Genomic DNA, 16428 nt, shown 5'->3' on the forward strand with positions numbered 1-16428 from the left:
CAGATCAGTCGGATAGACGACGCACGGCCCGTGCGACTCATCTCAATTCATCCGCGGGAGACCTGCTCCTAGAGTTGTGCCCGTGACCCTAGATCGCCAGCAGGCCACCCGGCCGATCCTCACCGCCGAGATCATCATCGTTCTCCTGCTGTCGCTGGGGCAGAGCGCGATCTACTCGGTCGTCTCGATCATCGCGAAGCTGACGGCCGACCAGCCGCTCTCCCAGCAGGCTGCGGTGCTCAACGCGTCGCGCTCGGCCCGGCCGTATCTCGACCTCACGTACCAGTTGCTCGGCATCGCCTTCGACCTGATGCCGGTGGTGCTGGTGCTCTATCTGCTGCTGCGCGACCACATCTCGCCGCGGAGCGAGCTCGGCCTGTCGGCCGACCGGAAGGGCTTCGACTGGGGCTGGGGCGCGTTGCTGGCTGCCGGCATCGGCATTCCCGGGCTGCTTCTGGTGTACGTGGCCAAGCTGCTCGGCATCAATGCCGACATCGTGCCGGCGGCCCTCCAGCCCGTGTGGTGGGCGGTGCCGGTACTCATCCTGGCGGCAGTCAAGAACGCGGTGCTCGAGGAGGTGATCGTCGTCGGCTACCTGATGACCCGCCTGCGCCAGTGGGGCATGTCGACGGTTGCGATCATCGCGTGCTCCGCCCTCCTGCGCGGGTCGTACCACCTCTACCAGGGCTTCGGCGCGTTCATCGGCAACGCGGTCATGGGCGTGGTGTTCGCGCTGTTCTTCCTGCGCTACAAGCGCGTGATGCCGTTGATCGTCGCGCACACGCTGCTGGATGTGGTCGCCTTCGTCGGTTACACCGCCCTGCCCGAATCCTGGTTGAGCTGGATATAGCGGTAGTAAGAGGTGGCGCGGGCCGCGGTGGCCTGGGCCGCCGTGGTGCTCGAGAGGAAGGCAGCCAGCAGGCTGGTCCCCGGGTAGGCACGGTTGATCGACCGCAGGGCCGTCCAGGCCGCGGCCTGCGGGATGACCAGGCGGCTCAGGCGCCAGACGGCATCGCCGCTCCCCACCCCCTGACTCTCACGGCCGGCGGCAGCGATGGCCGCGTCCGCCTCTGCCGCCGTCTCGTGCACTCCGGTGATCACCAGTAGGTCCACCGCCCGCCGAGGATCGGCCGGGTCGAGGCCGTGAGCCGCCGCCAGATGCAGAACCAGCTCCGCATCGGTGAGCGCCCGCCCAGCCAGCAGAGCGATTGCCGCGTACGACCCCGAAACCGCCCCGAAGATGCTGGTCAACGCGCCGAAGCGGGTGAACTGGCGACCCGCCAGCCGAGCCAGCGCGGCCGGCCCCGCGGACGGGTAGTCGGCGCTGATCGCGGCGGCCCACTGCCGGGCGCGCGGCCCGATGATCTCGACCGCAGCCAGAGCCAGATGCTCGGGCGCGTGGACGGGGTCGGAGATGAGCTTTGCCCACCGGTCCCCGCCTCGCGGCTCGACCTCGGTCGCAGTTGAGTTCTTATTCGCGATCTTGTCGTCGGCCGGGCCGGAGAGGTTTGTCGTCGCCGTTACCTCCGGTCGGGCGCGAGGGGGCGAGGCAGGCGCCGCGTCGGGCGTCGACGGCCTTGTGGTCGGTGCGGCCGGAGCTTTGACCTCGTGTTGTGCCGCTTTCGTTGCAGGGGCGGCAGGTGTGTCCGCTGGGGTCGCCGTCTCTCCCGGCGTTCCGGCGCTTGGTCGTGATGACTCTTCGGCAGCCCGGGACGATGGCGAGGTGGGCTTCGCGGCAGCTGCCGGTTCCGCCTTCAGACCCGGCGGCTGATTCGCCTCGGGGCCGGGCGTCTCCACCGAGGCGACATCTTCTGTGTTGCCTTCTCGTGTCACCGGGGCCGACTGGGCTGTCGGTGCCTTCGTGCCGGACGTGGACTTCCTCGCCGCCCTCGCGCTGGAAGCCGGAGCAGTTACGGTCTCGGGCAGTCCGGTCGTTTCTGACGCAGCTGGTGTCTTTGCCGGGTCTTCTCCCGCTGGGGCAGCCTTCACCGGAGGGGGATTCGCCGGAGCACGATTCGGCGATGTCTTCGCAGCCGGGGGCTGCGTGGGTGCCTTCTTCGCCGCAGCCTTCGCCGCGCCCGAGGCGTCTGTCTTCGGCGGCGTGGCCGTGGATTGGGCGGGGCTGGCTGTGGTGGCGTTGACTTGGGTCGAGTTCCCTGAGGCAGCACTCGTTGCGGTGGCTTCAGCTTGTGCGGGACTCGCCTGCCCAGTGCTCGCTGTGGTGGCGTCGGGCGGGGTAGGGCTCGCAGGCTTGGCCGGCGTCGGGGTCGCTGGGGCGGTCTCGGCCGGCGTTGAGCTCGGTTGGACTGCCTTGGCCGGGGTGGAAGCTGCCGGAGTGGCCTTGGCCGGCGTGGGATTCGCGATCGCGTTCGCGGGAGCCGCCTTGGCTGGGACTGTTTTTGCTGGAGGCGCTTTTCGCGGCGCGGACTCCGGCGGCGTCGCTTTGGCGGGGTCGGCCTTCTTGGCTCGGGCGGGCCTTTTCGCAGGCTGGCTGCTGGCGCTGGGCTCCGGCTGGGCGCCGCGCTGCCTCCGTGGGGCGGGCTTGCGCCCAGGGTGCTGGGGAGGCTCCGTACCCGCCTGCGGGTGATTTTCGGCACTTGGCGGCTGGAACATGACCGGCGGCGCGGCCTTCGCGGGCCGGCGTGGCGACCGCCCTTCCGCAGTCTCGTCCGGCGGCGTCTCACCCGACGTGTTGAACGGCGCCCGCGACGGCCGGGCGCGCGAAGCCTTGCGAGGATCAGTGGGCGAGATCTCCTCCATGCCGCAGCAGCCTAGCCGTCGCAGCGCCATTTCACCTGTTGGAGACACCTCAGACCCACCCGCCGCGCGCAAGGATGGCAACCTCTTTGTGCGCGGCTGAGCGGGTCCGGTATCCTCAACCGTCGGTGGCCCTCGCAGGCTGCCGGGGAGACTTCGCCTAGTCTGGTCTATGGCGCCGCACTGCTAATGCGGTTGGGGTTTTAAAGCCCCTCCCGGGTTCGAATCCCGGAGTCTCCGCGTGCAGAGCCGGTGTGTATGCTGGCAAAGCACCGAGCGCCCGTAGCTCAATGGATAGAGCATCTGACTACGGATCAGAAGGTTAGGGGTTCGAGTCCCTTCGGGCGCACTGTAAGAGAACCGGTTTGACCAGCAAGAACATGAAGAACCTGAACCTCGGGCCGCCGAGGAGCAGGTTCTTTTTCGTTGTGTGGGTCAGGTGTGGGTCACGTCTGTGCCCCACACGCTGAATCTCTTAGACCCTGGTAAATAAGGGGTTCCGGTGATCGGCGGTTCAGAGTCATCGATGTCGGTGGCTGCGCGCGGCGTGGTGGCGTGACATGAGGAAGGGCCTTCGGTACGAGCAAAGGTGACTAAACCGGCTCGACTCCGAAGGCCCAACCCTGTCTGTATACCTCGTCGCCGGAACCGCCACGGCATCGACCCCGGCCACCCTCGCCGATCACCTCCCGACCAGCAGGCCCAGGTACTACCCGTCCGATACCAGCGACGCCGAATGGGCGATCCTGGCCCCGCACGTGCCGGCCGGGACCGGCCGCGGACGGCCGATCGTCTACCCGCGCCGCGATGTCGTCGACGCGATCCGCTACCTCGACCGGACCGGCTGCCAGTGGGACGCCCTGCCCGCGGACTTCCCGCACCCGAAACTGGTCTATCACTACTTCAAGACCTGGACCGGCGACGGCACCCTGAACCGGATGCACAACCACCTGCGCGAGCAGATCCGCCAGCACGTCGAGCACCGCGACCGGCAACCGACCGCGGCCCTGGTCGACTCGCAGTCACTACGCGGCGCGGAGACCGTCGCCCGCACCAGCCGCGGCTACGACGCCGGCAAGAAGATCAACGGCCGTAAACGGCATATCGCGGTCGACACCTGCGGACTGCTACTCGCGGTCCTGGTCACCGGCGCTGGCGTGCAAGACCGCGACGGCGCCCGGCCGCTGCTCTGGGCGTTGCACGCCTGCTTCCCCGGCATCCGCCTGGTCTGGGCCGACTCCGGCTACGCCGGCCAGCTGGTCGGCTGGGCCACCGACCAGCTGCGTATTACCGTGCAGATCGTCGCGAAACTCGCCGGACAGACCACCTTCGTCGTCCTGCACCGCCGGTGGGCCGTCGAGCGCACGTTCTCCTGGATCAACCGCTGCCGCAGAACCGTCCGCGACTACGAACGGCTACCTGAGCACCACGCCGCGATGGTCCAATGGGCCATGATCATCATCATGACCCGACGACTCGCCCGCCACCACCACACCTGAAACCCTTATTTACCAGGGTCTTACAGCAGCGTTGACCTGGCATTTCTGGGTTTACCGCACCGGATTCGCGAATGGTGGAGGCGAATCCGGCCTTTCGTGTGCCCAGCGATGGTCGTTCGGCTGATGATCTTGTTAGCTGGCGCTCCCTACTGTTTCGCGGTGCTCATGTCCATGACGGACTCCTCGAACGGTGTCGGCCTGCTGTACCGACGGTGTGCGTGTCGGCGCGCGAAGGCGGACGGACGTCGACCGAGGGTTCGTTGCCCGCGGTTGACGGATCCAGGACACGGCCAGTGGTACTTCGCAGTGCGGATGGGCGGGCCAGGAGAGCGTCCGGTCCGGATACGACGAGGCGGATTCTCCAGCGCCGCCGATGCCGAACACGCCTGCTCGGAGTTCCAGGGGCTGGCGGGGCGGTCGCCGGCTGGGGCGCGCGCCAACTGTGGGTAGGGCAAACGACGCCGGGCTGGTGTATCGACGGTGTGCGTGCCGGTGTGATCAGACGCGCCGGCAGCTCGGCATCCGCTGTCCGGAGCTGGTGAAGGAGAGCCACGGTCGGTGGTACTTCGCGATTCAGATGCCCGGACCGGACGATCGTCGCGTCAGGGTTCGTCGCGGTGGCTTCACCAGCCGGGCTGAGGCGGAGCGGGCCTGCTGGGAGTTCCGTGAGATGCCGGGGAATCAGGCGGCGGGGATGTGGACGGTCCGCCGCTGGCTGGAGTTCTGGCTGTCGATCCAGACTGATCGTGTACGGCCCTCGACCATGTCGATGTACGGGGACGCGGTACGTGACCATCTGATCCCGGCGCTCGGTCATCACCGGATGCGGAGCCTCCGTCCCCGAGACGCTCAGCGGGCGATGGACAAGATTTCTCGCTCGTTCGTCCGCGGCGGCCGGTTGATTTCCTCGGGAAGCCTGAACGGGATTCGAGCTGTGCTGCGTACCGCGCTCGCCGAGGCGCGTCGTCAGGGTGTGATCCATTCCAATCCGGCACGGGCGTTGCGCCTTCCTCCCGGGGCTCAGCCGCGTGCTGTTGTCTGGGACGAGGAACGTGAGAAGGCGTGGCAGAACACCGGGGTGCGTCCTCGGGTGGCGGTGTGGGACCTCCACCATGTCGGGAGATTCCTGGCCTCGGTGCAGAACGACGCGTTCTTCGCGTTGTGGTGGCTGGTCGCGTTGCGCGGCCCGCGCCGAGGCGAGATAGCCGGACTGCGGTGGGAGGACGTCGACCTGGCCGGCGGCGAGATCACGATTCGCGAGCAGGTCGTCCTCGTCCGCGGCGTGGAGATCGTGGGGCCGCCGAAGTCGGCCGGCGGAGTCCGGACGCTGATGCTCGACAGGTTCAGCGTGGAGTTGTTCTCGGCGCTGTGGCGCGAGCAGAAGCGCCGGTTCGGTTGGGTCGATCCGAACGGCCGGGTATTCGTCCATGCGGACGGGCGTTCGCTGCGCCCGGACTGGGTGACGCGCCGGTTCACGAAGCTGGTGAAGGACTCGGGCCTACCGCCGGTGCGATTCCACGACCTGCGGCACGGTGCGGCCGGGGTCGGCTCGGCCGCTGGCATGGACCTGAAGCAACTCCAGGAGGACCTCGGCCACTCCAACCCCTGGACGACGATCAGAACGTACGCGTGCGTGTTCAAGCAGGTCGCCACGGCGGCGGTACAGAAGGCCGCGGATCTGCTCCTGAGCCATGTGAACTTGAAGGTGACACTCGCGGGCGCCTATCAGGCATGAGCGCTGCGGTGATGCGACGGACCACTGGGCCGGTGACCCGGCTCGGATCACCGGCCTGGCCGCCGCTCAGAGTCGAGTCGCCAGCTGGCGGAGCCGGCGCCGCTCAGCGGTACGCCTGCGCGCGGTATCACTGCGGCCTGTCGCTCCGCCCGGAGCCAGGCGGTGGCTATCGGCGAGCAGCGAGCCGGTGCCCCGTCTCGCAGGGCGGAGAACAACGCGTTTCGTGACGGCGCATACCCGAGGCCGCCGGCCAGCGCTCAGGATCAGCCGCGCCGTCTCCTCGGCTGCACGGCGTTGGGTGGCGGGCAGGACATTGGTGTAGACGTCGGCAGTGAGCGCGACGTTGGAGTGCCCGAGCAGGTCCTGGATCGTCTTGAGGTCGGCGCCCGCGGAGTGCGCGAGGCTGGCCGCGCCGTGCCGCAGGTCCTGAAGGCGGACCGGCGGCAGGTCGGCGCGGTCGATGAGCAGTTGGAGGCGCTGGGTGAAGTAGCCCGGGTGGAACGGGGCACCGTCGGGACGGGTGAACACGTACCCGCTCGGCAGGTAGGGCTTGTCGGCGGCGTCGCGTCGCTCGTGGTGGCGTTGCTGGCGGCGCCGGTGCAGTCGCAGCACCTGGACGGTGTGCTGGTCGAGGGCGACGATGCGGCGGCTGGTCGCGGACTTGGGTGGTCCTTCGTGGATGGTGTATCCGGCGGTGGTGCGTTGCCGGGTGACGGTGAGTTGGGCGTTGTCGAGGTCGACGTCGGTCCACTGCAGGCCGGCGGCCTCGCCGCGGCGTAGGCCGCGGAGGGCGAGGAGCCACCACAGGGCGTAGAGCCCGTCATGGCGGACCGAGTGCAGGAACGCGGCGAGTTGTTCAGGCGTCCAGACCGCGACGACCGGGTGTTCGCCGGTGGCCCGCCAGGCGGCGACACGGGGCTCGGTCCAGACCTCGGCGTGGGGCCGTTCGCGGGCCGGTAGCTCGACCCGGGTGGCGGGGTTGCCGGTGATGACGCCTTCCCGGAGGGCGGCGTTGAGCGCCGCCCGCAGTGTGGTGTGCACGTGCTGCAGGGTGCAGATGGTGGTGGGCTGCCCGTACCGGTTGGTGGCTTTGCCGATCGTGGCGAACGCGGCGGTCAGCTGCCGCGAGCTCAGCTCGGCGAGGGTCAGGTGGCCGATGGCCGGGATCAGGAACTGGTCGATGTCGTGGGTGTAGTGCGCTCTCGTGGTGGGCCGGATCCGGGTGCGGGTGGTCAGCCAGTAGCGGAGCCATCGGGTGACGGTCCAGTTTTGCCCGGTGCGTTCCTCGCTGGATAGGGCGAGCAGGTCGTCGCGGGCTCTGCGGGCGGCGTCCTCGGACAGGTAGCCGCCGCGGCGTACGCGGTGCGATCGACCGAGTAGGTCCCGGGTCGAGCAGGCGAAGTACCAGCTGCCGTGGCCTGGTTCGGACAGGCGCGGGCAGCGTTCGGCGCAGCGCCGTCCCGTTGTGGCATCGGTGCATCCGCACCGTTTGAAGATTCCGTCGTTCATGTCATCCCCCCGTGTGTGTAGTCCTCCTCGGAGCCGGTGGCCGGGCGGGCCGCGACCGCGAGTCGGCGACGTTCTGGCCATCTCGCAGCCTCGGCTGGTCGAGAGCGCGGTCGTGCTGGCGGCAGGGCTCAGCAAGTGCCCCCTGGTCCGTGCGGTCGAATCCCGCCCGGCGTGCGCCACTGGGTGCTGCCGGCGGCGTTGATCCAAGAGCCGTGAGAGGCGGGTGGCCCGCAACCCGTATCGCGATCCGTGCCCGCTGATACGCCGCCCGGCCTGGTTCGCCTCGGCGTTCACGGCATTCCCCACCAGCGGCGGCCGAGGAAGTCCTTTTGCGATGCACTATTTGCGCGTTATAGCCCGAGCGTACGCCGGTTCCCCATGCCTGTACATGGCACACCATGGTTCCCCCTCAACAATCATGGCTCTCTGTTGAGTGCGATGGTCAGGCCGTGATCGACCACGAAGGCCCGACCCCGCTCTACGTGCAGGTCGCGGACGCCATCGCGGCGAGAATCGACGCGGGAGAGCTGCCACCGAACCGGCCGATCCCGTCGGAGAACCAGCTGGTCCAGGAGTACGGCGTAGCCCGGGGCACCGCCCGCAAAGCCATCCAGCTGCTGCGCGAACGCGGCCTCGTGATCACCGTCGTCGGCCGCGGCACCTACGTCGCCGCCACAAACGACGGCCCGACCGCGACACGCTAACCGCAGTCGACGGGCACGCCCCGCCGGGAGGTGGCCGCGACCTTATCTCCGGCCGCCCCGAACCCCGCCCCGGTTACCCACACCCGCTCACCAGGGCGCATTGAACGCCCCGTCACTGATCCGGTCTGCCGTCGCACTGGCGAGCTCGAGCGCCGGGTATCGGTGACGTGACTCCCGTGACGCTGGACCCCGAATCGTTGAACCCGCCAGGCGCACACGGCGTACCCGGAATTGAGATAGTTCGAAGTGTTCGGGTCGCCGGGACGGGGATGACCGATGTTCGATGACCGTATGCAGGCCCTGATCGGGCTGCGCGACGAGGGTGAGGCACTGCGGCGGCCACCCCCGGTCCGCGGCGAAGGCGCCGGGTGAGCCGGGATCGGACGAGACCGGCTCGGTCATGGTGACGCTGGACGAGCACGGACACGTCGCGAACGTGACCGTAGCCGCCCACTGGCGATCGCGGCTAGCAGATGAACACCTGGGCGGAGCCGTCGTGGAAGCGGTCCGGGACGCGGCGATGCGACGCCTGAACGCCTGGGGCGAGGCGTACGCCGAGCCTGTCACCCCGGAGCCGGTGCCGTCGGCGGCCGACCTCCAGCAGCGGTTGGACTCCATCGACTCGGCTGCGATGCCCGAAGCGGAACGGGAGGCGGCGCTAATGGCGCTGCTCGAGGTGGTCGAGTCGATCGAGCAGGGCCTCGACGAGGTGACCAGCCGGTTAGGCCAGACGTTGAGCGCGATTCACACCGGTCGCAGCCCGCACCGCGAGGTGATCGTGGAACTGACCGGCGGCGGTGACGTCACGTCGGTGCGATTCGACCGCAGGTGGCTGCGTGACGCTCACGATGCGAACCTCACCCGGCAGCTCACCACGGCGTTGCGGGCGGCGTACGAGCAGGTCGCCGCGAACGGCGTGTCGCGTCTGATCTCCGACAGCCCGCTCGGTCACGCGCAGACGGTGATGCGGGACCCGTTCGGGTTCGCCCGCCGGTTCGGGCTGGCCGGCTGATGACGCTCAAGGCCGCGCTCGACGCGCTGCACCGTGACGCCGCCTCGTGGGAGCAGGTGGCGGCGGTGACCCGGCAGGCCGCGCACGAGGCGAGCCAGCTGACACTGAGCGCGCACGAGCTGTCGTGGGCGTCGTTGCCGAGCGGTCTGCTCGACACCTACGCCGAGCTGCAGATGAAAGTCGTGACATTGCTGGAGGAAGCGAGCGGGGTGTACAGCGGGCTGAACGCCAAGCTCGACAAGGTCGCCTACGAGTACGAGACGAACGACGAACGCGCCGCCCGACAACTGGAGGGAGTGTGGGATGTCCGTGAGTAGCACCGAGGCCGTCCTGCTCGAACGCATCCATTCGACCATCGACCGCATCGACACCAAGACCGTCGAACTGCAGAACTCGATCAACGACAAGCTGGCGTACGTGCCGCCGCCCGCACAGGGCAAGGTCCGTCAGGGCTGGGACGACTTCTGCGCGTTCATGCGCCGCATCTGGGACAAGCCCCCGTGCCGGCCGAGCTGTGCACTCTATCGCGGCCTGCTGGAGGCGGCGAGCTCCTCGGCCAGCGTCTCGAGTAACTCGAGATTCGGTCCTGCTTTGGCCACGGTCTGCAGGCTCCGGATCCTGGCCTCCTCCAATTGCCGAAGTCGTTGGTCCAGCTTTTTCTGCGCGTGGGGCTGAGTTACCGCGTTGAACGCGGCGGTTCCAACCGTGAAGGCCACGCCGATGGCCGCGGTGGCTTCTGCTGCCGGGATCGGGAATGGGACACCGGGGATGCGAAGGTTTTGCCTCTCGCGACCTGGCGTGCCGTCGTGTAGGTAGAAGCGGTCGCGGCTGCGGCAGCCTTCTGCGTCTGTCCGAGCGCATGCTGCATTACCGGCCGGAACAGGGCCCGGATGCTTGCGTCCAGTCGGTCGAGCCGGCCACACATGGTTTCGATCTCAGTGCGAAGGTGGTCCTGAGCCTTCGTGGTGCTGACGCTCCAGGTCCTGGCGACGTCAGCCCTCCCGGAGTGGTAGTAGAACGCGACCTGGGCGAGCTCGAACTGCACGGTATCGAGATGAACCTTGCCGACCAGATCGAGGTACAGCATCACCTTCTGCACGGTGTCGATGTGCAGGTTCTTTCGTGCCTCAACTGGGGACCGATAATTGGCGTTGGCCAAGGTGGTGACCGCATCTTGGAGGTGGCGTAGGCATCTGTGTCTGATGTTGCCTAGGCTGTTGCGGATGACTGCGAACTCGCTCGGGTCGACACCCTCGATGCCATGTTCGCGAAGCCGCAACACCAGGCCGTCGACCTGTTCGGCGACATTCGCGGCAGCCCCGATCTGATCGTTCTGCAAGTGCTGGTAGAGCGCGTCCATATGTAGTCGGATGGCGCGGATGTCGCGGGCCATCTGGGCTGTCTGCGCCTGGGCCGCAATCGCACTCAGGATGGCAGCACCGCCGACGAGGGCAGCGACACCGGTCCCGGGTCGGATCCGCATGACGCGTGAGAACTTTCCTTCGTCGTTGCGGAGAGTGGCTTGGATCCAGCCGTCGCTCTCGACGATCTTCCGGGCGGTCGGCAACATCGACCGGGAGACCTCGTCAAGCTCAACGAGTGAGCCGGCCCAGCGCTGGGACTCGACGAATGCGCGGGTCGCCGGATCCAGCGTCCGAAGCACGGACGCCCACTCACCGGCAGCGAGATTGGCGACTCGGCGTCCCCACCGCAGCTCGTCCATCTCGGCGTCGGGACCGATCACTACCGCTCGACCGCCAGGTATGTGGATGATGATCTCTTCAGGCTCGTCCGGCACCGACACGGCGTATCCCCCTTCAGCGGGCTCGATGTCGGGCCGATGGTACGAAACCTCACTACTGGCTTCGGGACACGCAGTGCGGCCCGCGCGGTTTGCCGTTGCGGTCAGACGTAGACGCGGGCGGTCCAGGACTGAACGGCGGCGATACGCCGTCTGGCACCGTCGTGGCCAGATTTCACTAGGATGAGCGGTCGTGACCGCATCTTCCGGCGACGCTCTCCTGGAACCCAAACTGGTGGGCGATATATCCGGCAGGTTCTATGTACCTGCCTACCAGCGCGGCTACCGGTGGGGTGAGATGGAGGTCGGCAGGCTTCTCTCGGACATCTGGGAGAGTCTCGACCAGCCGTATTACCTGCAGCCTGTGGTGGTGAAGCGGCACGGCGACGAGTGGGAATTGGTTGACGGCCAGCAACGGCTGACCACGCTGTACCTGATCTTCCAGTTCATGAAGAGCGAGGGCCTGCAGAACTCCGGCGCCGATTACACACTGCGGTACGAGACCCGACCCGGAAGCGCCGCCTACCTCGAACAACCTGATCCGGCGCTGAGCCAGAGCAACATCGACTTCTTCCACATCCACCACGCCTATGAGTGCATTCGTGCATGGTTCGCGGCACATGGGAACCGACGCCAGTACGCCGCCAACAAGTTCCACGCCGCGCTCTACGAGCAGGTACGGGTGATCTGGTACGAGGCGGCCGAGGATCTGGATGCGGCTACGCTGTTCACCCGGCTCAATGTCGGCCGCATCCCGCTGACCGATGCTGAGCTTGTCAAGGCGCTGCTGTTGTCCCGCCGGCGCGGCGACTCGGGTACCACCGATCGTGCGCTGGAGACCGCGGCTCAGTGGGACGTCATCGAGCGTGACCTGCGTGACCCGGAACTGTGGGCTTTCATCACCGGCAAGGCGCCCGAGGACCCGACGCACATCAGCCTGCTGCTCGACACCATCGCGGGCGGCCCGACCGGCCGGGATCGGCCGTTGTTCCACACCTTCGAGACTCTCCGGGAACGGATCGCGGCCGAGCCGCAAGAGTTCTGGAACGAGGTGGTCGACCTGCACTCATTGGTCCTGGGTTGGTACGAGGACCGCAACCTGTTCCACAAGATTGGCTTCCTGGTGGCCGAGGGCGGATCGTTGCGCAGCCTGATCGGGCTCGCCAAGGGGAAGTCCAAGTCGGCGTTCGACGCCGAACTCGACAGCCTCATCCGGGACCGGCTGAAATTGTCCGAGGCGGAGTTGCGTGAACTCACCTACGAACAGAAGACCCGGACGAACCGCGCTCTGCTGCTGATGAACGTCGAGACCGTTCGGCGCCGCACCCACTCCTCCGAGCGGTACTCCTTCCGGGAACACGCCGCCGGCCGGTGGTCCCTGGAACACATTCACGCGCAGAACGCCGAGCGACTCAACAGCGTGGAGCAGTGGGCGCAGTGGCTTCGACTGCACCGCAAAGCGTTGGAGACTCTCGACGGCGTCGACCAAGCCAAGCGACAAGGCGTGCTGGACCGGCTGGATCAAGCGTTGACCGGCGAGGTCATCACGGAGTCCGAGTTCCGGACGTGCGAACGGCAGGTCACCGAGTTACTCAATGCCGGCAACGAGACGGGTGACGGCGCGGTGGACTCGATCGCCAACCTGGCACTGCTCGACGGCGGTGACAACAGCGCGCTCAGCAATTCGGTATTCGCTGTAAAACGCGCCGCTATCCTGGCGCGCGACCGGGACGGCTCCTACATCCCGGTGTGCACCAGGAATGCGTTCTTGAAGTACTACTCGCCGGCCGACGAGCATCAGATGCACTTCTGGAGCGCCAACGATCGGGAGCATTATATGCAGGAGATCATCCGGGTCCTCGGCGGTTATCTGTCCATCGATCAGGAGACCGCGGCGTGAAGGGTTATCTGACGTCGTACGCCGGCTTGTTCGGCACACGGCCGGCCGGTGAGCCGAGCATCAGCAGCATCCAGATCCCCCTCATCCAGCGCGATTACGCCCAAGGGCGGCCGGAGGCGCTGGTGGAGGAGGTCCGGCTCGGCTTCCTCGAGGTTCTCCTCGACGCGATCGCCGGCGGCGAGCCGGTCGGGCTCGACTTCGTGTACGGCAAGATCGACGGAACGACCCTGCTCCCGCTCGACGGCCAGCAGCGACTGACCACGTTATTCCTGCTTCACTGGTACGTCGCTTCGGCGGCCGACCGGCTAGAGCCGGGAGCAGCATGGACCCGGCTGTCCTATGAGACACGTGCGAGCGCACGCCTGTTCGGTGAGCGGCTGGTGGCCCGCCCTCTACCGCAGAACCAGGACGTTCCCTCGGCGTGGATCATCGACCAGCCCTGGTACCTGCACGTCTGGCGCAACGACCCGACCATCCAGGCGATGCTCGTGATGATCGATGCCATCCATCAGCAGATCCACCGCCGGCACCCGAATCTGGACGCGGTGGCCGCCTGGCAGCGGCTCACCGACGCCGAGAAACCGGCGGTCTCGTTCTATCTGCTGCCGCTGGACGACATGGAATCCGACGAGCAGCTCTACATCAAGATGAACTCGCGGGGGAAGCCGCTCACCACGTTCGAGAACTTCAAGGCACGCTTCGAGCAGGACATCACCTACTCCGGCCGGGCCGACGAGTTCGCCCACAAGATTGACGGCCCTTGGTCGGACCTGCTGTGGCCGTTCCACGGGGGCGACAACCTGGTCGACGACGAGTTCGTCAGCTACCTCACCTTCATCACCGAGATCTGCGAACTGCGAGACGACCGGGTCGAGTCCGGGCCGCTCGGTCCGCGGGCGCGTGCCGTCTTCGGCGCGCAGAATCCGCGAGCCGGTGATCACCTCGACTTCCTGTTCGGTGCCTTCGACAAGTGGCGCGACGCCGAGCACATTGCCACGACGATGCGCGACGCTCTGTCGACGTCACTGCCCGGCCAGGACGGCTACGACTGGCAGAAGGTCATCTGGTTCGGGATCGCCGACACCGATGTGTTCGACCAGTGCCTGCACGACACCCGTTTCAACCTGCAGCAGAGCCTGCTGCTGTACGCGTTCCTGCTGCACCTCATCGAGGACACGGTGGACTTCCCGCGACGGCTGCGCACGCTGCGGAATCTCGTCTCCGCCTCCGAGGTGCGCAACGACTACATGCCTGCATTGATCCAGGACGTGGCGCGGGTGATCGTGCACGACGACCTCGACGCGGTGACCAGGTTCAACAGCAACCAGCTGGCGGACGAACGTCGCAAGAAGCAATTCCTGGCGGCCCGTCCCGAGCTCGCGAGCGTGTTGTTCCGGCTGGAGGATCATCCGATCCTGCGTGGCGCCACCAGTGCTTTCGAGTTGCACGGGGATTCTCTCCGGCGACGTGCGGAAGCATTCGAAAACGCCTTCACCGAACCGCAGCACTGGCTCGGATTGACCGGAGCGCTGCTGACCTTCGGCGACTATCAGCGGCAGCGGCCGGGTTCCTGGGGCTGGCAGTTCGGCACCAGCGATCCCGAGGACGACACGGTCTGGCGTTATCTGCTGACCGGCACCACATACAAGAATCTGTCAACCACCCGGGCGGTGCTCAGCGAGTTGTTGGACGGCCTAGCCAGCGCGGGTGGCGACGTCGTCGCATACTGCGAGCGGGTGACCGTCGCCTGGTTGGCCGAGCGGGAATGCCGGCAGTACTTTGACTGGCGTTACTACCTGGTCAAATACCCGGAGATGCGGTCCGGTTCTACAGGCATTTATTACGGCGTCGACGGCGAACTTGGGTACTCGATGTGCATGCTTCGCACTGTCCGGCTCAGCGGTTACTACCGTGATCCGATCCTGTTGGGCGTGTGGTTGCTGAGCGAGGCCAACGATCGGGTCACCGACCCGTGGTTCTTCGGATATGAGTGGCATCCGCGGTGGCTGGAACTAACGCACAGCAATGCCGGCATGCGCTGCGTCAGCGATGGCTTCGAGCTGTATAGACCTGAGGACGAGGCGCTGCACCCAAGTTTCTTGGCTGTCTGCCAGCAGCACAACGTCGTGACGACGGCCGACGGCGAGTTGCTGCTCAGGATCGAGCAGCAGGATCATGGCGACGGTCCAGTCGACCTGACCGACCGGGTAGTAGCCGGTGCGGGCTTCCTACGTGACCTGCTGGAAGCTGGCCTATAACGCCTCGGCGCACGTATTCAAGGCAGGCCCGCTGACCCCAGCTACCGATCAGATGAGCTTCGATCGCGGTGGCTGTCAGCGGCAGCCTCCGGAGAGAGGGCGGGGTTGTCGCCCTGGATGGTGCCGACGGGGTTCATGCCGGGCCGCCGTCGGTGACCCGGTATGGCCCAAACGCTCTCGGAAGTAGCGCCTCTTCGAGTTCTCCGAGCTGCCCGAACGGTGCATGGCGGGCGAGCCTGTCGGACCTGACCTTTATCCTCTGTTGGTGGACTCCGTCGTGAAGGACTTCTTCGTCTCCTACACCTCCGTCGACAAGGCGTGGGCCACATGGATTGCGTACATCCTCGAAGCCGACGGTTACACGGTGACGATTCAGGAGTGGGACTTCCGGCCCGGCAGCAACTTCGCCGTGGAGATGGACAAGGCGCTCAAGCAGTGCCCCCGGATGATCGCGGTGCTCTCACCGGCGTATCTCCAGGCGCAGTTCCCGACCCCGGAGTGGACGGCCGTGTTCGCCAGCGATCCGGAAGGCGCGAAGAACGCCCTGGTGCCGGTCATGGTGGAGGAATGCCGGCCGACCGGCCTGCTCAGCCAGGTCGTCCATATCCGTATCCAGGGGAAGGACGAGGACACCGCGCGCAAGATGGTCCTCGAAGGCGTCCGCCGTGAGCGCAACAAGCCCACCACACCACCGCCGTTCCCCGGGCCCTCAGCAACCTCAGCGCCCCCGCCCACGGCCAGCGTCCCGTTCCCGGCGGCCGCTCCGGCGGCCGGGCGGGTGGCCGCTGGCAGACTGCGATGGCAGACCCCCGGACCGCCGATCACGGTGTCCTGGCACCGCGACCTTGATCCGATGCACGCAGGGCAAGGCCGGCAAGGCGCAGCGGTGGTCGAGGTGCACCTCGTCTTCTCCGGCGAAGACGCCCGGGTCCAGGTCAGCGAATTGAGCGACCTCAAGGATCAACTGCCCGACCACGGGCGCAGGACCGGAATCTTCACCCGGCTGGAAGCGTTGGAGGCCCATTCCGATGCCACTCTTGCTCGAGCGACCGGCGGCAGCTGGGACAACGCCAAGGGCCTGGCGGTAACGCTTTCCGGTCAACGGTCGACATGGGCGCCACTGCCTCGCGGATCCCTCGGCTCCGTGATCGACGTCGAGCACCTCAGTGGTCAGGTTGATGAGGCTCCGTGGAAATCCCCAGGTCTGCTCGGTGAAAGTCCCCACCTGGTTGGGTTGAGTTTATCGGTTGGTT

Annotated in this window: 13 protein-coding genes, 2 tRNA genes and 1 pseudogene; 13 read left to right on the plus strand and 3 right to left on the minus strand. The window is 67.0% G+C overall.

Annotation, left to right across the window (positions count from 1 at the left end):
* Positions 1 to 76: 76 nt before the first annotated feature.
* A complete protein-coding gene (locus LXN57_RS36325) occupies positions 77 to 850 on the plus strand; it encodes a CPBP family intramembrane glutamic endopeptidase (RefSeq protein ID WP_251802743.1) in 774 nt (257 codons plus the stop codon).
* Here LXN57_RS36325 and LXN57_RS36330 read toward each other — a convergent pair.
* Positions 811 to 1251 carry a hypothetical protein gene (locus LXN57_RS36330; protein WP_251802744.1) on the minus strand — a complete coding sequence of 147 codons (441 nt, stop codon included), beginning with the start codon at positions 1249 to 1251 and terminating at the stop codon, positions 811 to 813. The genes LXN57_RS36325 and LXN57_RS36330 overlap by 40 nt on opposite strands.
* A gap of 1655 nt (positions 1252 to 2906) precedes the next feature.
* Between LXN57_RS36330 and LXN57_RS36335 the strand changes: the two genes are divergently transcribed.
* The 5 genes and pseudogenes from LXN57_RS36335 to LXN57_RS36355 all read left to right on the plus strand — a co-directional run bounded on the left by LXN57_RS36335 (position 2907) and on the right by LXN57_RS36355 (position 5991).
* Positions 2907 to 2997: transfer RNA gene (locus LXN57_RS36335), tRNA-Ser, on the plus strand.
* A gap of 36 nt (positions 2998 to 3033) precedes the next feature.
* Positions 3034 to 3106: transfer RNA gene (locus LXN57_RS36340), tRNA-Arg, on the plus strand.
* A 274-nt stretch (positions 3107 to 3380) separates the two neighbouring features.
* The gene (locus LXN57_RS36345) at positions 3381 to 4256 is read left to right on the plus strand and encodes an IS5 family transposase (RefSeq protein WP_285904713.1); all 876 of its coding nucleotides are present in this window, start codon (positions 3381 to 3383) and stop codon (positions 4254 to 4256) included.
* A 694-nt stretch (positions 4257 to 4950) separates the two neighbouring features.
* Positions 4951 to 5112: pseudogene (locus LXN57_RS36350) on the plus strand (tyrosine-type recombinase/integrase); the annotation flags it as partial.
* Positions 5113 to 5115: 3 nt separating this feature from the next.
* Positions 5116 to 5991, plus strand: coding sequence for a tyrosine-type recombinase/integrase (locus tag LXN57_RS36355; RefSeq protein ID WP_251802768.1), 876 nt, complete (start codon positions 5116 to 5118; stop codon positions 5989 to 5991).
* Positions 5992 to 6057: 66 nt separating this feature from the next.
* On the opposite strand, the gene LXN57_RS36360 is transcribed toward LXN57_RS36355, so the two are convergent.
* Entirely contained in the window at positions 6058 to 7500 is a 1443-nt protein-coding gene (locus tag LXN57_RS36360; protein ID WP_251802746.1) for a tyrosine-type recombinase/integrase, read from the minus strand.
* Between the two features lie 449 nt (positions 7501 to 7949).
* Between LXN57_RS36360 and LXN57_RS36365 the strand changes: the two genes are divergently transcribed.
* The 4 genes from LXN57_RS36365 (at position 7950) to LXN57_RS36380 (ending at position 9891) form a co-directional block, all read left to right on the plus strand.
* On the plus strand, positions 7950 to 8204 hold the full coding sequence (locus tag LXN57_RS36365; RefSeq protein ID WP_251802747.1) for a GntR family transcriptional regulator: 255 nt from the start codon (positions 7950 to 7952) through the stop codon (positions 8202 to 8204).
* A gap of 496 nt (positions 8205 to 8700) precedes the next feature.
* Positions 8701 to 9216: a YbaB/EbfC family nucleoid-associated protein gene (locus LXN57_RS36370; protein WP_251802748.1), complete on the plus strand. Its 516-nt coding sequence runs from the start codon at positions 8701 to 8703 to the stop codon at positions 9214 to 9216.
* Positions 9216 to 9533, plus strand: coding sequence for a hypothetical protein (locus LXN57_RS36375; protein ID WP_251802749.1), 318 nt, complete (start codon positions 9216 to 9218; stop codon positions 9531 to 9533). Before LXN57_RS36370 ends, LXN57_RS36375 begins: the two co-directional genes overlap by 1 nt.
* Positions 9526 to 9891, plus strand: coding sequence for a hypothetical protein (locus LXN57_RS36380; RefSeq protein WP_251802750.1), 366 nt, complete (start codon positions 9526 to 9528; stop codon positions 9889 to 9891). Before LXN57_RS36375 ends, LXN57_RS36380 begins: the two co-directional genes overlap by 8 nt.
* Before the next feature lies 1 nt (position 9892).
* On the opposite strand, the gene LXN57_RS36385 is transcribed toward LXN57_RS36380, so the two are convergent.
* Positions 9893 to 11020: a hypothetical protein gene (locus LXN57_RS36385; protein WP_251802751.1), complete on the minus strand. Its 1128-nt coding sequence runs from the start codon at positions 11018 to 11020 to the stop codon at positions 9893 to 9895.
* A 190-nt stretch (positions 11021 to 11210) separates the two neighbouring features.
* Between LXN57_RS36385 and LXN57_RS36390 the strand changes: the two genes are divergently transcribed.
* From LXN57_RS36390 to LXN57_RS36400, 3 genes are all read left to right on the plus strand, one after another.
* Entirely contained in the window at positions 11211 to 12917 is a 1707-nt protein-coding gene (locus LXN57_RS36390; RefSeq protein ID WP_251802752.1) for a GmrSD restriction endonuclease domain-containing protein, read from the plus strand.
* The gene (locus LXN57_RS36395) at positions 12914 to 15175 is read left to right on the plus strand and encodes a DUF262 domain-containing protein (RefSeq protein ID WP_251802753.1); all 2262 of its coding nucleotides are present in this window, start codon (positions 12914 to 12916) and stop codon (positions 15173 to 15175) included. Before LXN57_RS36390 ends, LXN57_RS36395 begins: the two co-directional genes overlap by 4 nt.
* A 265-nt stretch (positions 15176 to 15440) precedes the next feature.
* Positions 15441 to 16428 (plus strand): toll/interleukin-1 receptor domain-containing protein (locus tag LXN57_RS36400; protein ID WP_251802754.1); only part of this gene is annotated, 988 nt, incomplete at its 3' end.

The organism is Paractinoplanes hotanensis (assembly GCF_023717965.1).
GTDB classification, from domain to species: domain Bacteria; phylum Actinomycetota; class Actinomycetes; order Mycobacteriales; family Micromonosporaceae; genus Actinoplanes; species Actinoplanes polyasparticus.